The 19,215-nt window shown below is 37.8% G+C and carries 13 protein-coding genes; 11 read left to right on the forward strand and 2 right to left on the reverse strand.

Going from position 1 to position 19,215, the window contains the following annotated elements; all coding sequences use genetic code 11:
- Positions 1–103 precede the first annotated feature (103 nt).
- From hydA to B7E05_RS04405, 6 genes are all read left to right on the forward strand, one after another.
- Positions 104–1,525, forward strand: coding sequence for a dihydropyrimidinase (gene hydA / locus B7E05_RS04380; protein WP_080872810.1), 1,422 nt, complete (start codon positions 104–106; stop codon positions 1,523–1,525).
- Positions 1,526–2,444: 919 nt separating this feature from the next.
- Positions 2,445–3,794: an NAD(P)-dependent oxidoreductase gene (locus B7E05_RS04385; protein WP_080876214.1), complete on the forward strand. Its 1,350-nt coding sequence runs from the start codon at positions 2,445–2,447 to the stop codon at positions 3,792–3,794.
- An 18-nt stretch (positions 3,795–3,812) separates the two neighbouring features.
- Positions 3,813–5,084: an NAD-dependent dihydropyrimidine dehydrogenase subunit PreA gene (gene preA / locus B7E05_RS04390; protein ID WP_080872811.1), complete on the forward strand. Its 1,272-nt coding sequence runs from the start codon at positions 3,813–3,815 to the stop codon at positions 5,082–5,084.
- 140 nt (positions 5,085–5,224) lie between these two features.
- Positions 5,225–6,688, forward strand: a complete 1,464-nt coding sequence (locus tag B7E05_RS04395; protein ID WP_080872812.1) for an NCS1 family transporter — start codon at positions 5,225–5,227, stop codon at positions 6,686–6,688.
- 26 nt (positions 6,689–6,714) lie between these two features.
- Entirely contained in the window at positions 6,715–6,948 is a 234-nt protein-coding gene (locus B7E05_RS04400; RefSeq protein WP_080872813.1) for a hypothetical protein, read from the forward strand.
- A gap of 22 nt (positions 6,949–6,970) precedes the next feature.
- Positions 6,971–8,212 (forward strand): Zn-dependent hydrolase, encoded by a 1,242-nt coding sequence (locus B7E05_RS04405; RefSeq protein WP_080872815.1) that lies wholly within the window; start codon positions 6,971–6,973, stop codon positions 8,210–8,212.
- Positions 8,213–8,262: 50 nt separating this feature from the next.
- On the opposite strand, the gene B7E05_RS04410 is transcribed toward B7E05_RS04405, so the two are convergent.
- Positions 8,263–9,888: a PucR family transcriptional regulator gene (locus B7E05_RS04410; RefSeq protein ID WP_245832955.1), complete on the reverse strand. Its 1,626-nt coding sequence runs from the start codon at positions 9,886–9,888 to the stop codon at positions 8,263–8,265.
- 374 nt (positions 9,889–10,262) lie between these two features.
- Here B7E05_RS04410 and B7E05_RS04415 point away from each other — a divergent pair, with 374 nt between their 5' ends.
- Both B7E05_RS04415 and B7E05_RS04420 read left to right on the forward strand, forming a co-directional pair.
- Complete coding sequence (locus B7E05_RS04415; protein ID WP_080872816.1) at positions 10,263–11,624, forward strand: aspartate aminotransferase family protein; 1,362 nt, start codon at positions 10,263–10,265, stop codon at positions 11,622–11,624.
- Between the two features lie 102 nt (positions 11,625–11,726).
- Positions 11,727–13,178 (forward strand): CoA-acylating methylmalonate-semialdehyde dehydrogenase, encoded by a 1,452-nt coding sequence (locus B7E05_RS04420; RefSeq protein ID WP_425435105.1) that lies wholly within the window; start codon positions 11,727–11,729, stop codon positions 13,176–13,178.
- 309 nt (positions 13,179–13,487) lie between these two features.
- On the opposite strand, the gene B7E05_RS04425 is transcribed toward B7E05_RS04420, so the two are convergent.
- A complete protein-coding gene (locus tag B7E05_RS04425) occupies positions 13,488–14,849 on the reverse strand; it encodes an SGNH/GDSL hydrolase family protein (RefSeq protein ID WP_080872819.1) in 1,362 nt (453 codons plus the stop codon).
- Between the two features lie 861 nt (positions 14,850–15,710).
- Here B7E05_RS04425 and B7E05_RS04430 point away from each other — a divergent pair.
- The 3 genes from B7E05_RS04430 (at position 15,711) to B7E05_RS04440 (ending at position 19,207) form a co-directional block, all read left to right on the forward strand.
- Positions 15,711–16,793, forward strand: coding sequence for a Gfo/Idh/MocA family protein (locus B7E05_RS04430; protein WP_080872820.1), 1,083 nt, complete (start codon positions 15,711–15,713; stop codon positions 16,791–16,793).
- A 59-nt stretch (positions 16,794–16,852) separates the two neighbouring features.
- Positions 16,853–17,851 carry a Gfo/Idh/MocA family protein gene (locus B7E05_RS04435; RefSeq protein WP_080872821.1) on the forward strand — a complete coding sequence of 333 codons (999 nt, stop codon included), beginning with the start codon at positions 16,853–16,855 and terminating at the stop codon, positions 17,849–17,851.
- A gap of 72 nt (positions 17,852–17,923) precedes the next feature.
- Positions 17,924–19,207, forward strand: coding sequence for an extracellular solute-binding protein (locus B7E05_RS04440; RefSeq protein ID WP_179134462.1), 1,284 nt, complete (start codon positions 17,924–17,926; stop codon positions 19,205–19,207).
- The last annotated feature ends 8 nt before the right edge of the window (positions 19,208–19,215 follow it).

Below are 19,215 nucleotides of genomic sequence, written 5' to 3' on the forward strand. Positions count from 1 at the left end.
GGTGATTGATTACTTCGTGTAGTTCATAACTTAGCTGCCAAAAGCCAGGAAGCATATGAATCATTATTGTAATCGCTTACGAATTTCTAAGAGGAGGATATGCATGCGTACATTAATTAAAAATGGAACGATTATAACTGCTATCGATGAATTTGTTGGGGATGTATTAATTGAAGGAGAAAAAATAGTTGCTGTGGGTACACAATTAGACGCAATTGCTGATGAAACCGTCGACGCTAAGGGGAAATATGTTCTTCCAGGCGGTGTTGATCAACATGTTCATTATTCCTTTGAATTTAAAGGAGAACGGGTAAGAGGATTTGAAACATCGAATGCTGCTGTTGCAGGCGGAACTACCACGGTTGTTGAATTTGTCAATCAAGAGCAGGGCAAGGGTATGGCAGATACGATTTTTGATATGGATAAAAAAGAAGTATCTAATCAAGCCATGGCAGATTACTCATATCATGCTGTCGTATGCGATCCAGTAGATGCAACTTTTGAGGAAATTAATGATTTACCTAGTAGAGGGATTTCTACGGTTAAATTGTTTATGGCTTATAAAGGGATGCCGTTTCATAGTGATGATGAGGCTCTGTATAAAGCGCTAAAAGCAGCAAAAGAAGCTGGCGTAACGGTTATGGTTCATTGTGAAAATGCTGATGTTATTGATCTTCTTCAAAAGAAAATGATTTCGGAAGGAAAGACGGACCCATATTACCATGCAGTATCCAGACCCGAAAGAGTAGAATTGGAAGCTACACAACGCGTGATTAATCTGGCAGCTATGGTAGGAGCACCTGTCTATATTGTTCATGTTACAGCAGAAAGTGTTATGGAATCCATTCGATCTGCTAAAAATGAAGGACTTCCAGTTTACGGAGAAACGTGTGTTCAGTATCTCATGCTTGATGAAGATGATTTAGCCAAACCAAATTTTGAAGGGGCCAAATACGTGATGTCACCAGCATTACGTACAAAATCTGATCAGGAAGCCTTATGGCAAGCGGTTGATAATGGTTGGCTTAATGCTATAAGTACAGATCATTGTGGATTCGACTGGAAATCACAAAAACATATGGGAGTCAATGACTTTACGAATATACCGAACGGCGCACCGGGTGTCGAAAATCGTCTAGGTATTCTTTGGACATATGGTGTGAACACTGGAAAAATTTCCAAACAGCGATTTGTTGATTTATTTGCCACTACGCCAGCTAAGAACATGGGATTAGATCATTGCAAAGGACATATTGGCGTTGGTATGGATGCAGATATTGTTATATATGATCCTAATGGTTCTTCTGTTATTTCAAATGAAAACAGTTTACATGGTGTTGACTATAGCACATTTGAAGGGTATAAACAGGATGGAAAAGTGGCTAAAGTATTCCTCAGAGGCAAACTTGTTGTTGATGAAGGGGCGTTTATTGGTGAAAAAGGCGATGGAAAATTTATTCCTGGCAAGCCATTTGCGCTTTGTTTTGATGATGTAAAGGAAAAGAAAGAGCTAAAACGTATATAAATGAAATTAAAAAAACAGCAGAGTTGAATACCGTCTATCTCTTCCACTAAAGTAAAATTTTCTTTAGTGGGGTTTTCGACGGATATGGATATGCTAGTGCAGACGCTTGAGACACGACGTCGCGAACTTAACCTGCTTCCCTCCCCTCACTGAATCTTAAAGGAACAAGGGCAGAGTTCGCAACGCCCTTTGGATTGGGACTGGGACGAGTAACCGCAGCAAGGTTGTCAGGTTAATCCGACCGCTACGGAAAAACACTACGCTTTCCGTGGGCTTGTGCTCAGCCTCCTCGATAAAGGAGACTTAGCGATTGGCAAGTCGAAAGGCGCAGACAGAGCTAAAGTCGCTCTTATGCCCCGCGGGTAAAAAAAGAAGTTCACTTTTTTCTGCGGGGTCTTCCCACTGCGCATTCCCACAGGAGTCTCCGTGTTTTTCCTTCGCTAGATAGTTTTATTGCTATCTACTTGTAGTAACTATCATTTTTATAAAATTCATTAACCTGACAACATTGGTAATTCCAGTCCCGGCCAGTTACACTGTGATAAATATTTACTAACCTTATTAAACTTATCCAAACAAATACTCCACGACTTAACTCGACGATGGAAGAACAATTCTTCTTTTTTATTATTGAATTGAAGTGAAACTGCCGATATAACTCCTTTATTACAAAACGACTTATAATCACTTTATAATTGTTACACAATGTAAAATATATTAAAGAATTAAAATAATATAATACTAGATATATTATGTGACCGCTTACTTTAAAGCGTTGGTACTTCTAATTCGTAATTGGCATTCAAGGGGGATTTCAGATTATAAGTATGTATGCTGTGAATAAAGGAGTTTTGCCAGAGTTATAGCAAGGCAACCTCAAAAAGGAGGCTTTTCATTGGAACATTTATTGCAAAATCTAATGTCGACGAAAGACTTAGCAACAAATTTTGATGAATCTAAGCCTAGTTATAATGCCCAGGAAGCATTAGATGAGGCGAATCGTTGTCTTTATTGTTATGATGCACCTTGCATTACAGCTTGTCCAACGGGTATTAATATTCCGAGTTTTATTAAAAAGATTGCATCTGGGAATATAAAAGGCTCAGCAAAAACAATTATGGAAGCAAATCCTATTGGAGCAAGTTGTGCACGTGTTTGTCCTACAGAGGAATTGTGTGAGGGAGCTTGTGTACTTAATCATTCCACAAAACCGATTATGATTGGTGATCTGCAGCGTTATGCAACGGACTGGGCAATTAAAAATGAACAAGTATTATTTAAGTCTGGAAAGAAAAATGGCAAGCATATTGCTATTGTTGGCAGCGGCCCTGCTGGTTTATCGGCAGCGCGCGAACTCGGAAGACTAGGCTATAAGGTAACTATTTTTGAAGCTAAACATGAAGCTGGCGGTTTAGATACACATGGTATTGTTCCGTTTCGACTTCCAAAGGATATTGCTTTATGGGAAGTAGAACAGGTTGAACATTTGGGTGTAGAAATTCAAACAAATACTACTGTTGGTAAAGATATTCAGGCGGCAGATCTTATGGATGATTATGATGCGGTTATTGTTGCGGCAGGGATGGCAAAGGTTCCAAAGCTCGGAATCGAAGGAGAGGACTTAGCGGGTATTTATGATGCTATTGACTTAGTTGAAGAAACAAAGAATGAAAATTATCCAACGGAATTCGCTGGGAAGCGTGTTGCGGTGATTGGAGCTGGAAATACGGCAATTGATGGTGCAACGACAGCAGTAAGACTGGGCGCAGATAATGTTAAAATCCTTTACAGGCGGACAGAGGCGGAAATGTCTGCGTATGACTTTGAATATGAATTTGCTAAGCAGGATGGGGTTGAGTTTAGATGGTTAACTGCTCCAAAACGCTTAATCGGAGATGAGCATGGCCATGTTAAGCAGATGGAATGCATTCGTATGGAATTAAAAGAAGCAGAATCTGATGGACGTAAGCGCCCAGTAGCAATCAAGGGATCTGAATTTCTCATAGATGTAGATAGCATTATCAAAGCGATTGGGCAAGAAAGACATCTTCCGTTAATTGAAGCATTTGATTTGGAACATCAGGATGGTGTTGTCAACGTAAATCCAGAAACATTTAAAACTTCCCAATCCAATGTTTATGCTGCAGGTGACGTAGTTTTTGCGAAGGGCGTCGGTGAAGCGATGGCTGTATCTGCATCACAACAGGGAAAAGAAACAGCGTATGCGGTGCACCAACAGTTAAAAGGGATAAAAGAAAATTTAACGTAAATAGATGGGAGGATGAATATGGCTGATATCAGCATTAATTTTGCAGGAATTAAATCGCCTAATCCATACTGGCTTGCATCTGCACCGCCAACGAATACAGGATACCAAGTTCAGCGTGCATTCGAAGCAGGATGGGGAGGTGCCGTATGGAAGACACTTTGTGAACCGGTATTGAATGTGACTTCTCGTTTCGGAGCGCATCACTTTAATGGTCAACGAGTAGCAGGTTTTAATAATATTGAATTAGTTTCTGACAGACCTATTGAGGAAAATTTAAAAGAAATCTATGAAACAAAAAAACGCTTTCCGGATCGCGTTATTATTGCATCATTAATGGTGGAACCCGAGCGGGATAAATGGCATGAAATTGTAAAACGAGTTCAGGATGTAGGTGTAGATGGATTTGAGTTAAATCTTGGTTGTCCACATGGGATGTCTGAACGGGGAATGGGAGCAGCGGTGGGGCAACATCCGGATTTAGTTGAAAAATCAACGCTATATGCCAAGGAAGTTGCAGAAGTACCGGTCATCACGAAATTAACGCCGAATATTACGGACATAACTGCCACAGCTAGAGCTGCACAACGTGGCGGCGCTGATGCTGTTAGTATGATCAATACGATTAACAGTTTAGTAGGCGTTGATTTGGACACTTGGAACCCAACTCCAAATGTAAATGGAAAAGCTGCTCATGGCGGATATTGCGGTCCTGCTGTGAAACCGATTGCGCTGAATATGATTGGTGAATGCGCACGGCAACCCGATTTTAATATTCCAATTTCAGGTATTGGTGGTATCTCGACATGGCAAGATACGGTAGAGTTTATGCTGATGGGATCTGGTGGTGTACAGGTATGTACAGCAGCCATGCATCACGGATTCAGTATTATTGAAGATTTAACAGAGGGTTTAAGTAATTATTTGGATGATAAAGGGATTGCTTCTGTCAGTGAACTTATTGGCAAATCAGTAGAAAAATATACAGACTGGAGCGATTTGGATCTAAATCATCGAATGGTTGCTCGTATTAATAATGATGTTTGCATTAATTGCAATAAGTGTCATATTGCTTGTGAAGATACTTCTCACCAGTGTATCGATATGCTGGTAGATGAACATGGTAATGATTATTTAAAGGTGAGAGAAGACGATTGCGTAGGCTGCAATCTCTGTTCCATCGTTTGCCCGGTTGAAGGAGCGATTGACATGATTGACCTTAAGCCAACCGAACCGCCAATGTCATGGAATGATCGAGAAGCGGCCTTACGAGAGATGAATAGCAGCAACTAATGTTTAGATTTACCATGTGTACGACTTCTTACAAAATAATCCGTAAAAAGGTGGAGGGTTAGTGAATGTAAATGAGTAATTAAGGAGCAGGCTGTTAATAAGTTAAACAGCCTGCTCAATAAATAAAAAGGGGATAAATGATGGGGAAGCATATTGGAAATAACTCGTACCTAAAATCACCGGATTTACTTCCAATTAATCATCGCGAACGGAAGATTGGAGTCAGGGGATTTTTTGCAATGTGGGTTGGGATGGCCATACTTTTAGCAACCTTTGATATAGGAGCTTCTGGAGTTCAAAGTATTTCCTTACCTTGGGTAGTACTTGCAACGTTGCTCGGTTGTATTGCAGTTGGTATCTTTATTTCAATTGTTGGAGATATCGGAGTTGAACATGGTTTGTCTTTTCCAGTTTACATGCGGGCTCCCTTTGGTATCTTAGGCACTCATATTCCATCGTTAGCCCGAGCAGTTACAGCTTCATTTTGGTTTGGGCTAAATACGTATTTTGGTTCAACAGCCATAAATTCCATTATCCATACAATCAACGCAGGTTTTGATAACTGGCTGTTATGTTATATCATATTTGCGCTTGTACAACTGATTAATACTGCTTCCGGTATTAAATGGGTGGAACGTTTTGCGGATTTCGCTGCTCCAATTATTATTATTCTTTCTTTAATTATTTATCACACGTTGACATCAGATATTGCAGAGAGTGGAAGCAGCGTCTGGGCTTGGGCAGAAAGTCCAGTCACGGGAGGAGCGGCCATTACAGCATTTATGGTCGTCATTTTTGCAAATATGGGTTTTTGGGCAACGTTAGGGTGTGACATCCCTACGATATCACGTTTTTTTAAAGCTCCAAAATATGAAAGAAATTGGTTTAAACGAAACAAAACAAATTTGGTAGGCAGTCTGATTGCCATGCCGCTTACGGAGACATTTATGATTATGATTGGAGCGGCAGCATTTATGGTTGCTGGCAGCTCTAATCCAGTTATTGCTCTGCAAGAGACTGCATCTGGTTGGATGTTGGCCATATTACTTCTCATGATTGTCCTGACACAATGGTCGACGAATACGGCTGCAAATATTGTTCCTGCTGCTGCTATTTTTTCAAATGTACTTGGGCCTAAGGTAACCAATGCGATAGCGGTATTTGTTGTTGGGATTGTAGGAACAATTATTCAACCTTGGAGTGTTTATGAAATATTGACACAAGCATTGCTCTTTTTCGGAGCGGTTTTATCAGCGATCAGCGGGATTCTTGTTGTAGATTATTATTTGTTGCGTAAAAGAAGGGTAAATGTACAGGAACTTTATCAGCATAAAGGACAGTTTACGTATCACGGAGGTGTAAACATTGTAGGTTTCCTTGCCTGGGTGCTTGGTGGTTTCGCAGCTATTCTTCTTATGGATTATTCATTTATTGTGGGGTTTGTTGTAGCAGGAGCCATTTACTATGTGCTGGCTAAGTATTGGTACTTCAAAAAGTTTCCACAGGAAGAGATTAAAGATCCGAATGACGAAAAATATTTGGGCATAACGGTTGGACGTGATTGGGTAATTGATGAAGATGAGGAGATTGTTAGACAGAAATAAGTAAGAGGTAAAGGAGAGATGTCACATTGACCAGCTATGATGCTTATCAAACGGAAAAACGTCAAGTGGATGATTTAGTAAAAGATGGATATATCATAACCGGTTCAAAAGGAACACTTGATGGAGATGTGGTAGATTTTGAGCATAAAAAAACATCCGATAAAAAATCAATACGTTTAACCAACCCAGATAGTAGAAAGTATTTTGCAACATTGTACATCAAACAGCAACAACAAAACAACGACGTAAATAATACGTAAACAGAATAGGAGGTAGTGCACGATGGAGAAACAAAAAATTCTAATTCATGGAGAAAGACTCCGGAAAACAATTGAAGCGTTCGCCGATTTTGGCAGGACTGAAAACAACGGGGTTACCCGTTTAGCATTATCGGATACAGACATTAAAGTAAGAAGGCATTTCCAATCTGAGTGTGAAAAGCTTGGAATGACAGTTGTCTCTGATGATATGGGGAATATGTATGCAACGTTGTCTGGAGTCGATAATAATCAGCTTCCAGTTGTTGTAGGATCTCATTTGGATTCCGTGAAAAAAGGAGGAAGGTTTGACGGTGTGCTTGGTGTACTTACTGGTCTGGAAATAGTTCGAACGATTGTTCATAGTGGCATTAAACCGCAGGTACCTATTGTTGTTGCCAATATTACCAATGAAGAAGGAGCAAGATTTGAGCCCGCTATGATGAGTTCCGGTGTAATCTCAGGAAAATTTGATAAAGCAACGATGTTACAGAAAACGGATACAGAAGGAATGACATTTAGGGAGGCACTCAAAAATAGCGGCTTTGAAGGGGAAGAAAAAAATCGGTTAAAAGATGCTGCGGCCTTTTTAGAATTACACATTGAACAGGGGCCAGTCTTAGAAAGTGAATCCTTGCAGATTGGTGTCGTAGAAGGCGTGGTTGGTATGGTCAATTATGAAGTCGAGATTACCGGAGAGTCCAATCATGCCGGTACAACACCTATGTCAATGCGAAAAGATGCATTGTTTGCTGCAAATAATTTAATTGCAGAAATACGAGAGAAAATGAATAAATTAGATGATGAATTAGTTTATACAATTGGCAGGATTAATATCAGTCCAAACATTCATACGGTTATACCAAATAAAGTTGTGTTTACCATTGAAGCAAGACATCAAGATTCTGAAACCATTAGACAGGTGGAGGAAATCATTCAGGAACTTACGGCTTCTCCTGGTAAAGAAAAATGTGAAGTACAAATAACTAAACAATGGGACCGGGATACCGTATGGTTTAATGAAAACCTTGTTGATAGAGTGGAAAAATCCGCTAAAAATAGCGGCTATTCTTATAAGCGCATGGTAAGTGGTGCTGGGCATGATGCACAGTTTATTGCTACTTATATTCCTACAGCTATGATCTTTGTGCCAAGTATAAACGGAAAAAGTCATTCGGAGGATGAACTAACACCTTGGGAGGATTGTGAAAACGGAGTTAATGTCATGTTACAAACCGTTTTGGATCTAGTAATAAATGAAGCTTAATCAGGCTTATTTAGCGAATGGTTGAAAGAAATCTAAAAGATCTGTTTCTTTCAACCATTTCTATTCGCACGCGACATATAATATGCCTTGATAGCGAGCTCTAAAGCTAAACGGTTATTTGGTTCCATGAAGTCACTTCCAAGTAATTCTTCTATTTTTTTCAGACGATGGTACAATGTCTGTCGAACAATAAATAATTGGTCTGCAGCTTCTTTTTTGGAACCGCAGCTATTCAAATATACTTCCAAGGTTCGAAAAAGTTCACTGTTGGTATCCTTATCATATTTAATGATCGGTTCCAAACAATCATAAATGTATGATTTTAAATGTTCATTTTGTTGGTCTAACAATAGTCGATATACACCAATATTTTCATAAAAAACGGCTGATGTGATGTTTATCCGCTGTAAAAAAAGAACTTTTTTGGCTTCCTGATAACTCGTTGCTAAAGCTGATATATCTTTATTGACCTTACTAATGCCAAAAATACATTTGCTGCTATCAAATATATTCTTAGCATATGTATTTTTAATCATATCCAAGATTGAAGAAAACCTATCAATATCCTGATCGGCATTATCTTTTATTTTAAAGGATGCTACGATAGCAATATCATTTTTTCCAACAGATACGGCAGGATAGAAACCATGTTGTTTAAATAAGGAACGGAACATCGCAGAACGTTGCAGTTTTAATTCATTCCAGTCATCTTCTTCACTATTAGCTTGGTCCATTTGAATGAGAAAAAGTCGGTACCGAAAATTTGACGCGGAAAAAGGTAAAAATGTTTGTAGTTCATCGGAATCATAATCTTTTCCGTGTAATAAATTTCGAACGATGTTATTTTCAATATTTTGCTTTCTTTCTTCAATCGTTTTATTTCGTAACACGATTTGTGCAATTGCCAACGCTGCACGGTCCATAACAGAAAAAAGAAAATTATCCAGACTGTTATCTTGTATTTTCAGGCATAGATATCCCAAAATTTGTCCTAATCCTTTTACAGGTACTAAGACAAAATTTCCTTCATCTAATGGAATTAATCGCTGCTTTTTATTATATTCGTTTAAATAGGGGAAATGGGCTCGAATTTTCTGTTCAATGTGCTTTGTTTCTGGTGGATAGTAATATGACCGTGCTTCTTCTGTAATATAAAGTGCATCTTTTTTTAAATAAATATACATTTCTTGTAGTATCTTTAAAATCCCATTTGGTAATAATGAAAGTTCATTAAATTTGGTTGACAATTCGTTTAATTGATGAAGCATTTGATGATGCCGGTTAATGATTAGAGAATGAAGGTCTTGGGTAATATCCACAAATTTTACAAATTGATCAAATATAATAATGGGGAATTGATGATCATCTGCCAACTGGATGACTTCATTAGAAATATGATTGACGTGCGTGCCTATTTCTACACAAATACCTGCAACGTTTCTCTTAATCAAATTATTCATATGGTTTAGTTCCGTAGAAGAGTCAAGTTTAAGACCTGCACCGGTTGTCAGAATTAACTCATCACCATTGATCAAAGAATCAAATTTATTTGTTTCTAATATATGTGTCCATTTAACAGGCTTCGTTAAACCCTGACTTCCTGCAATTACTTTGGCATTTTTAAAAATATCCCTTTGCAGAATATCGTTCATAGTTAATTCAAATTTAGCGATCAAGGTCCACACCTCCACAAAAGAAAACGGTGTATTTATTTAAATAGGGTGAAACTACGATATGAGTAATTACTTGTAAATATGCTAAGAAGAAAGTTTATAGGATCTATAATATAGGCATTAAAGGTACCTCTGTCGCTTCTTTATGTTAACTTGTAAAAAAAGAATCTGTACAACTTAACATATTGTAAAATGAAAATAATTAAAAAAATTCATATAATACAGTATGATGGAATTTGTAACCGTTGTCAATATGGATTGGTTGCATAAGGAGTGGTTGTTTTTAGAAGGATATAAAATCAGTAATTAGACACTCAGTTAAATTTTTTACGATGCTTTTGTATTTATTTAATATTCTTATAGAGAGGAGAAGTTAAATGAAAAACGTAAAAGAGGAAGCGCAATCATTACTCGCAAAAGACCAAAAAAATATATGGCATCATATCTCCAAGTATGATGAAAAGACGCACCCGATGATTGCTAAAGAAGCAAAAGGCTCATGGATTACGGATCATAATGGAAAGAAATATCTCGATGGCATGTCTGGTCTTTGGTGTGTAAATGTCGGTTATGGACGTGAAGAATTAGCTCAAGTGGCTTATGATCAGTTAAAGGAGATGTCATATATCTCAATGACACAAAGCCACTTACCAGGAATCAAACTAGCTGAGAAGCTCAATGAAATGCTCGATGAAGACTATATGATTTTTTACTCTAATAGCGGTTCGGATGCCAATGAGGTTGCTTTTAAAATAGCTCGTCAATATCACCAGCAAAATGGGGATGCTTTACGATATAAATTTATATCGCGTTACCGAGCTTATCATGGTGGTTCGTTAGGAGCGTTGGCTGCCACAGGCCAATCCCTTCGTAAATATAAATATGAACCACTTACTTCTGGATTTTTACATGTTGCTCCTCCTGATAACTATCGAAGACCTAAAGGGCAATCTGTTGAGGAATATAATATACAAAAAGCCGAAGAAATTGAAGAAAAAATTATATGGGAGCAAAAAGAAACTATCGCTGCTGTTATTATGGAGCCATTGATTACTGGCGGAGGAGTATTAATACCTGATCCGATATATGTGGAAAAGGTACAGGAAATCTGTAATCGATATGGTGTGTTGTTAATTATTGATGAAGTGATTTGTGGATTTGGAAGGACAGGAAGAACATTTGGACATATGCATTATGATATAAAGCCTGATATCATCACGATGGCAAAGGGATTAACAAGTGCTTATTTGCCTTTATCCGTTACAGCTGTTCGTAAAGATATATATGAAACATTTAACTCAGAGGATGAAAATAGCCACTTCCGCCATGTAAATACATTTGGAGGAAATCCAGCAGCCTGTGCTTTAGCACTAAAAAACATTGAAATAATAGAAAGGGATAATTTAACAAATAGGGCTGCTGTTTTAGGTGATAGATTGAGAGGTGAATTGAAGGAACTGGAAGCGCATCCGTATGTGGGAGATATTCGACATCAGGGCTTTTTAATGGGGATAGAAATGGTAGAAGATAAAGAGACAAAGGAGCCGGCACATGACGGACGTGTAAAGAAAATTATAAGTGATTGTAAGGATAATGGTTTAATTATTGGAAGGAACGGCGACACCGTAGCTGGATATAATAATATACTAACACTATGTCCGCCGTTGTCTAGTACAGATGAAGATTTAGACTTCATCCTGTCCGTAATAAAAAAAGTTTTCAAAGAGAATGCATCCTAGAATGATATTTCGGTTGTAGCATTATTGAATAGTAGTGGGTTGCTATGAAAATAGCAATATATAAATAACATGTAGGGAGGACTCAATGTGACACAATCAAAAATAGAACAAAAGACACTTCAAAATTTTGTAGGAGGTCAATGGATTGAACCTAAAAGTGAGAAGACAGAATCTGTTTATAATCCAGCAACAGGAGAAGTTATAGCAAATGTCCCTGTTTCATCCAGTGAGGATGTTGATTATGCAGTACAAGTGGCACATGAGGCATTTCAGGAATGGAGAGAATTAGCAGTTCCAAAACGGGCGCGTATTTTATTTAAATACCAACAATTATTAGTTGAACATTCGGATGAACTGGCCGAACTTATTACCATTGAAAATGGGAAAAATTTGCAGGAAGCAAAAGGAGAAGTACAGCGGGGGATTGAAAATGTAGAATTTGCAGCAGGTGCTCCTAATTTAATGATGGGAGATCAACTTTCCTCTATTGCATCCGGGTTGGAGTCGGGTGTGTATCGTTATCCGATTGGCGTAGTTGGCGGCATTACACCATTTAATTTTCCGATGATGGTTCCTTGTTGGATGTTTCCGATGGCAATAGCAACTGGAAATACATTTGTATTAAAACCATCTGAGCGCACGCCGCTTTTAGCTAATCGACTTGCTGAATTGTTGACGGATGCAGGACTGCCTGAAGGAGTATTTAATATTGTGCACGGAGCGCATGAAGTGGTAAATAGTCTAATCGATCATAAACAGGTTTCGGCGATTTCCTTTGTTGGCTCTCAACCAGTTGCAGAGTATGTATATAAACGCGGCACGGATAATCTGAAACGTGTGCAAGCATTGGCTGGAGCTAAAAATCATTCGATTGTACTAAACGATGCGAATATGGATAATGCATCGACGCAAATTCTGAACGCGGCATTCGGATCTGCTGGGGAGCGCTGTATGGCAGCTTCAGTAGTAGCTGTAGAAGAATCTGTAGCAGATGAATTTATTGATCAACTTGTTCAAAAAGCGAATGAAGTTAAAATTGGTAATGGGCTTGATGAAGGTGTCTTCCTTGGTCCGGTTATCCGTGAGCAGCATAAAGAACGAACACTTCATTATATCGAAACAGGAGAAAAAGAAGGAGCTACGTTAGTGCGTGATGGCCGGGAGGATGCCAACGCGCAGGGAAAAGGGTATTTTGTCGGGCCGACTATTTTTGATAGTGTTACAACAGATATGAAGATATGGAAAGATGAAATCTTTGCACCGGTACTATCTATTATTCGTGTTAAAAATTTGGAGGAAGCAATAGATGTAACGAATAAGTCTCCTTTTGCAAACGGTTCATGCCTATTCACAAGAGATGGGGGAAGTGTACGTCAATTTCGTGAAACGATTGATGCAGGTATGTTGGGTGTTAATATTGGAGTTCCAGCACCAATGGCTTTCTTTCCATTTTCCGGTTGGAAAGATTCCTTCTATGGCGATTTACATGCTAATGGCAAAGATGGGGTTGAATTCTATACACGCAAAAAAGTTATCACGACACGTTGGGTTTAAGACTGGGTTTCATTTGATTTAAAAACCATAAACTTTTATTCAGGAGCTGTCGCAAAATGAATGATATGTCTTTTACGAGAGCTCCTGGATCTTTGAGTATTTTTCTCCGCTATGAAAACACAACTTTTTATCATTGAACGAACTATGAAAGAAATCAATAAGCGCATCAATTAGTTTACTCAAACTTATTAAACAGAATCAAAAGGATAAATGTAAATTAACTATAGAAGAAAGAGGGAATTTCAAATGACATAGATAAAGGAAGCTTTCGTAAAGTTCTTTTTACGAAAGCTTCCTTTGATTAGAATATTATTTCATTCTTTTAGAATCGTCCAATTTAGGTAATGTTATTGTTTGGTTTGGAAATATTAAATCTGGGTTTTGAATTTGATCTTGATTCGCTTGATAAATAGCTTGAACTTCTTTTAGAATTTGCGCATTGGTTTGCTCCCCATGATAATTTTCCTTTGCAATATTCCATAGATTGTCACCATTTGTCACGACATAGGAAGATACTTTTGGTTTCCCACGATTTTCTACTAACTCGGTAGTAACTTCTAAGCCTCGCCCAGTATCAATACTACTATCGCCAAAAGTATAAACGGTCGTATAATCGGAAGGAATTGTCCCATCAGCAATTGCTTCAGCAAAACCGCTGACTTCTCCATTATAAACTTGTTCGAAGGTGCCATCGCCGTCATCTGTATGGATATCAGAATTTAAAAGGTATGTTGCTAAGTGTTTTTGACTTCTGTTGGATAAATGATATTCGTCGTAAGTATAGAAATCATCAGGTTCCCAATCAGCTGCCTCGGGATTATAATACTCGCTGTCCGTTGAGTATTGGCCATAGGCCCCATAGAAATCTTCTGCTTCACTGGTAGGAAAGATATCACTGTTATCTTCCGAAGCTAAGCCATAACCATAAGCTGGAACCCAATCGGAAACGAGATAGAAGCCCATGCTTTTATACCCGAAGTTTTCAAAACCTTGCTCATCAATATTTTCACGTAACTGCTGATTATGTCCATAGATAACCTCTACATCATCAGGAGTGCTATCTTGAGCAAGATAATCTTCCACTTTTTGGACAACCTGTTGATTTCTTAAATCATCGAAATCCGTTAAATCTTTCCGTTGATCCTCAAAGCGATTTGGCAACAAGATATATTTTGCGCCTCCTTCTACAAGGTTTTGAACCATTTCAAGTGAATAATCACTAGAAAGGTCTGCTGTACGTTCTACTCCTAAGTTTTCAATGGCATATGTATCATTTCCGCCGATACTGATAATATAAAGTGCTTCAGGGTCTGCCTCTCCGTTCATCTCAGTAAGAAACTTTTCTGTCTGTTCTACGCCACCCCAGCCTTTTAGCCACGAGGACCAGTTGGATTGTTCCTCTTCCGTATTTGCCATGTCACCGGAAAAAGCCCCGCCAACTGCATAATTGGTTAAATTATCATAATCACCTGCTACTTCTTTTGCAATATATTCAGCAAAGACCCGACCATTTGAATAACGTCCTTTCCAGTAGTGGTCTGTATCTGCTTTTATATACATTTCGTCAGCAGGGTCAAATCCTTCAGCTGACTGTGCTTTCATTGTTTTTGGAGATATAATCATTCCAAATAGAAGTGTAAATATGAAAGTCCACAAAAGCTTGTTTTTCATTTTCTCTCCTCCTTGTTTTTATAGATGCTTGAATTGAAGTGTATGTGTAACCAACTTTATGCTGTTATAAGGTTTATCGTACTTTTCAAAATATAGATTAATATTCATCTCTTGGTACATCAGACACTTGTTTGTTAATGTACCATAGATAGTGAAAAAACCAAAAATGAGCATAGTTAAGGTTTTTTGACGTATTGTAAGCTATGTTGAGATAAAAGAATATAAATCTAGTACAATAATAATTTTATAGATTTTATAGAGAATATAGTTGATTACGCTATAATCACAACATTATTCCTGGGTACATTTTCTGCTTTAATAATCTCCAAACAACATTTGTAATTCAAACGAAAGTGTATTCGATAATGAAAAAAACAACTTCTCATTGTGGAACTACCTTCCTATGTTGCTCCTCTTTTCAAAACCAATTCAATTTTTCCAACGAAAAAAATATTATTTTGTCATTATTATGAGCTATGTAGTAATAACCAAAGTATATATTGCAAATCTAGCTAATTTTATTTTAAGATAATGAAATTTATTTGAACCAGGAAATATGCCTTGGTTAGCAAGATTTAGCGAAGGATGCATCAACTCGGAATAAATTTTTGAATCCTAGATAATACGTATTTTTATTGTTTCAGATTCATATATTGATTATCGAACAAGTTATAAACGTTTTCTGAGGAGGGCAAATTATCATGGGATAACGATTGAAATAAATGAAATCGTTTACTTAATAATGAAGAATATGAAAAATATATCTAGTGAGTGGGTAACCTAATATGTCCATAATGACAAGGTTATTTAGATTGGATTTAAATGAAGATACATGTAATCGTTTTCGAAGGAGGATATTATATGGAACGAAAACTTAAAATAGCAATTATTGGCTGTGGGGGAATTGCAAACGGGAAACATCTTCCAAGCCTTAGCAAACTTGAACAAGTGGAAATTTCTGCTTTTTGTGATGTTGTCATTGAAAAAGCAGAAAAAGCTGCAAAGAAATACGGAACGTTAAATGCAAAAATATATGTTGACTTTAAGAAATTATTAAAAGATCCATCGATTGACGTTGTTCATGTATGTACCCCAAATAATTCCCATATTGAAATCACAGTTGCTGCATTGGAATCTGGAAAACACGTCATGTGTGAGAAGCCGATGGCAAAAACAACGGAAGAAGCTAAAATGATGGTAGCTGCAGCTGAACGGACGGGAAAAAAATTAACGATTGGATATAATAACAGGTTTAGGACAGATAGTCAGTATTTGCACAAAATTTGTCAGCGTGGAGATTTAGGAGAAATATATTATGCCAAAGCACATGCTATAAGGCGGAGGGCAGTACCTACATGGGGAGTGTTTTTAGATGAAGAAAAGCAAGGAGGCGGACCATTAATTGATATTGGTACACATGCACTTGACCTAACATTATGGATGATGAACAACTATAAACCAAAATCGGTTATGGGAACAACTTATCATAAGTTAGGAAACAAAGAAAATGCGGCAAATGCATGGGGCTCTTGGAATCCAGAAAAGTTTACAGTAGAAGATGCTGCATTTGGTTTTATAACGATGGAAAATGGAGCAACAATTGTTCTTGAATCTAGTTGGGCATTGAATTCATTAGATGTGGATGAAGCAAAATGTTCGCTTAGCGGTACGAAAAGTGGTGCAGATATGAAAAATGGACTACGAATTAATGGAGAAAACTTCGGTAAATTATATACGCAAAATATAGAACTGGATGCTGGAGGGGTTGCTTTTTATGACGGTACATCTGAAAGTGATCCTGATGTGGAAGCAAGAAATTGGATTGAAAGTATTATCAATGATACCGAACCAATCGTGAAGCCAAGAGAGGCACTTGTTGTTACGCAAATATTGGAAGCGATATATGAATCTGCGCGGACTGGGCAAGCTGTATATTTTAATTAGCAGTTTAAAACGAGAAGGTAACTGGGTGCATGTTTGATAATGATTAGGGAGGATTTTAATTGATTAATGTTGCATTGTTAAGTAGATGGCATGTACATGCTGATGACTATGTTCGTCAAATTCAGAATAATGATCATTTATCTATCCAGCTTGTATGGGATGAAAATGTGGAAAGGGGTAAAAAGTGGGCAGAGGAATTAGGGGTTCCCTTTGAAGCTGATATTCAAAAAGTGTTAACAAATACGTTAATTGATGGGGTTGTTGTTAATACTCCAACAAATCTGCATAAAGAAGTCATTCTAGCAGCTGCAAAAAATAAGAAACATATTTTTACTGAAAAGGTTCTAGCCTTTACGGTAAAAGATTGTGAAGAAATTTATAATGCGGTAGATCAATATGAAGTCCAATTAATGGTTTCCCTTCCAAGGTTAACAGAGCCATATTATTTATATGCGCAAAGAGTAATAGATAATGGGTGGATTGGAAAGCTTACTACGATTCGGTGCCGTCTTGCACATAATGGTGCGGTTGCAAGTCCGGAGAAGAGAGAAGGTTGGTTACCTCAACGTTTTCTGAAAAAAGAACAATGTGGAGGTGGCTCATTAATTGATCTGGGCGCCCATCCAATCTATTTAACAAACCGTTTAGCTGGTGAAGTGAAAACACTGGTTGCCCATATGCAGCATACAAACGAGTTTGAAGTGGATGACAATGCAGTCGTTTTACTAGCGTACGAATCTGGGGCAATGGGTATCATCGAGACTGGTTTCCTATCTCAAGGAAGTCCATTTCAATTAGAACTTTACGGAACAGAAGGAACGATACGAATTGAAGGTAGCCAAATCCGTTATTCATTAGGGAATAACGAGTGGACAAACCTCGATAAGCCGCCGGAAGCATTGCCAATTCCCATGGAACAATGGGTATCAGCTATCGTAGATAAAACCACTCCAACCATTAAACGATCTGATGTTATGCATTTAACTTTGATAAATGAAGCAGCAGCTAAATCAAATAAAGAAGTTAGCTGGATAAATGTAAATGATAATAGAAACTAAGTATTTAAGAAAAATACTTTTCAAGCTCGAAAGCTATAGAATTATAAACCTAAAATAGGGAGAGTTGTAAAAGTGAAAAAATACATTATCTTTGTGCTTTTGCTAACTGCTACATTCCTGGCAGGTTGCCAATCAGGGGAATCTGGTGATGCTGACAGTAATGAATTAAGTTGGTATACTACAACGGGTTATTCACCGCAGTCCACTACGACTGCTACAGCTGAATATATATCTGGGAAGGTAGAAAAATTTGAAAGCGATTACCCGGATATAGAACTTAATACACAAATACAATCTACAAATATTGCAGAGGCAATGTCCAGATTATTAGAACAAGCCAACCAAGGAAGAGCCCCTGATCTTGCCGTAATCGATTCTTATTTATTTCCACAATATATTGATTATTTACAACCACTAGATGATTTAATGGAACAACATGGATTAGAACCAGATGACTTTTTGTCATTTGCAGAAGATGTAATAACTGGACCAGATGGTAAAATATATGGCTTATATATGACTACAGATACGAGAGTTTTGTTTTATAACAAAGAATTAGTACCTGAACCTCCTGAGACATGGGAAGAAGTTGTTGAGGTTGGCAAAGAATTAAATGAAAATGGCTACGATGCAATCACGACACCTGGCGGAAGAGGCGAGGGAACCTCTGTAACAACATTATGGCCTTTGTTCTGGGGGAAAGGCGGCAAATTGGTAGATGATGAAGGAAAACCAGTTTTTGGTGAGGGAGAAAATAGAGAAATTATGATTGAAGTTCTGGAGACAATTCAAAATTCCGTAGCTGAAGGCGTATTACCTCAACGAGTAGCAGGATATGGCAGCGAAAATGACCAAAATGAAGAAATAGCTGGAGGAAATATTGGAATGTTTATTGGAGGCAGTTGGCAAGAGGCAACTTTGAAAGATACATTAAGTGAAGAAGAGTTTGAAAAGTGGGATATTGCTCCAGTACCGACACTTGAAGGCGGTGAAAACACAACAACTGCAGGTGGATGGGTATGGGGAATTTTCACTGACGATCCTGAAAAACAAGAAGCTGCATTTGACTTAGTTTACAATACTTTTATAAGTGAAGAAGGTATGGGGGATTTCGCATCAGTACACGGAGGTTTACCTGCAAGATTTTCAGTTTACGACTCTGAACATTATGAAGGCACTAAATTTAGTAACGAATATAAAGAAATGCTTGATGACTATGCTAGGGTACGCCCTGGTTCAGAATATTATCCTGAGATTTCTAACGAAATGCAAATTGCAATTTCTGATGTTATTTCCGGTAATAAAGAGCCGGAAGAAGCAGTGGATGATGCTTGGAGAGTAGTAAATACAGAATAAGGATGAAT

The organism is Oceanobacillus timonensis, from assembly GCF_900166635.1.
Classification (GTDB): domain Bacteria; phylum Bacillota; class Bacilli; order Bacillales; family Amphibacillaceae; genus Oceanobacillus; species Oceanobacillus timonensis.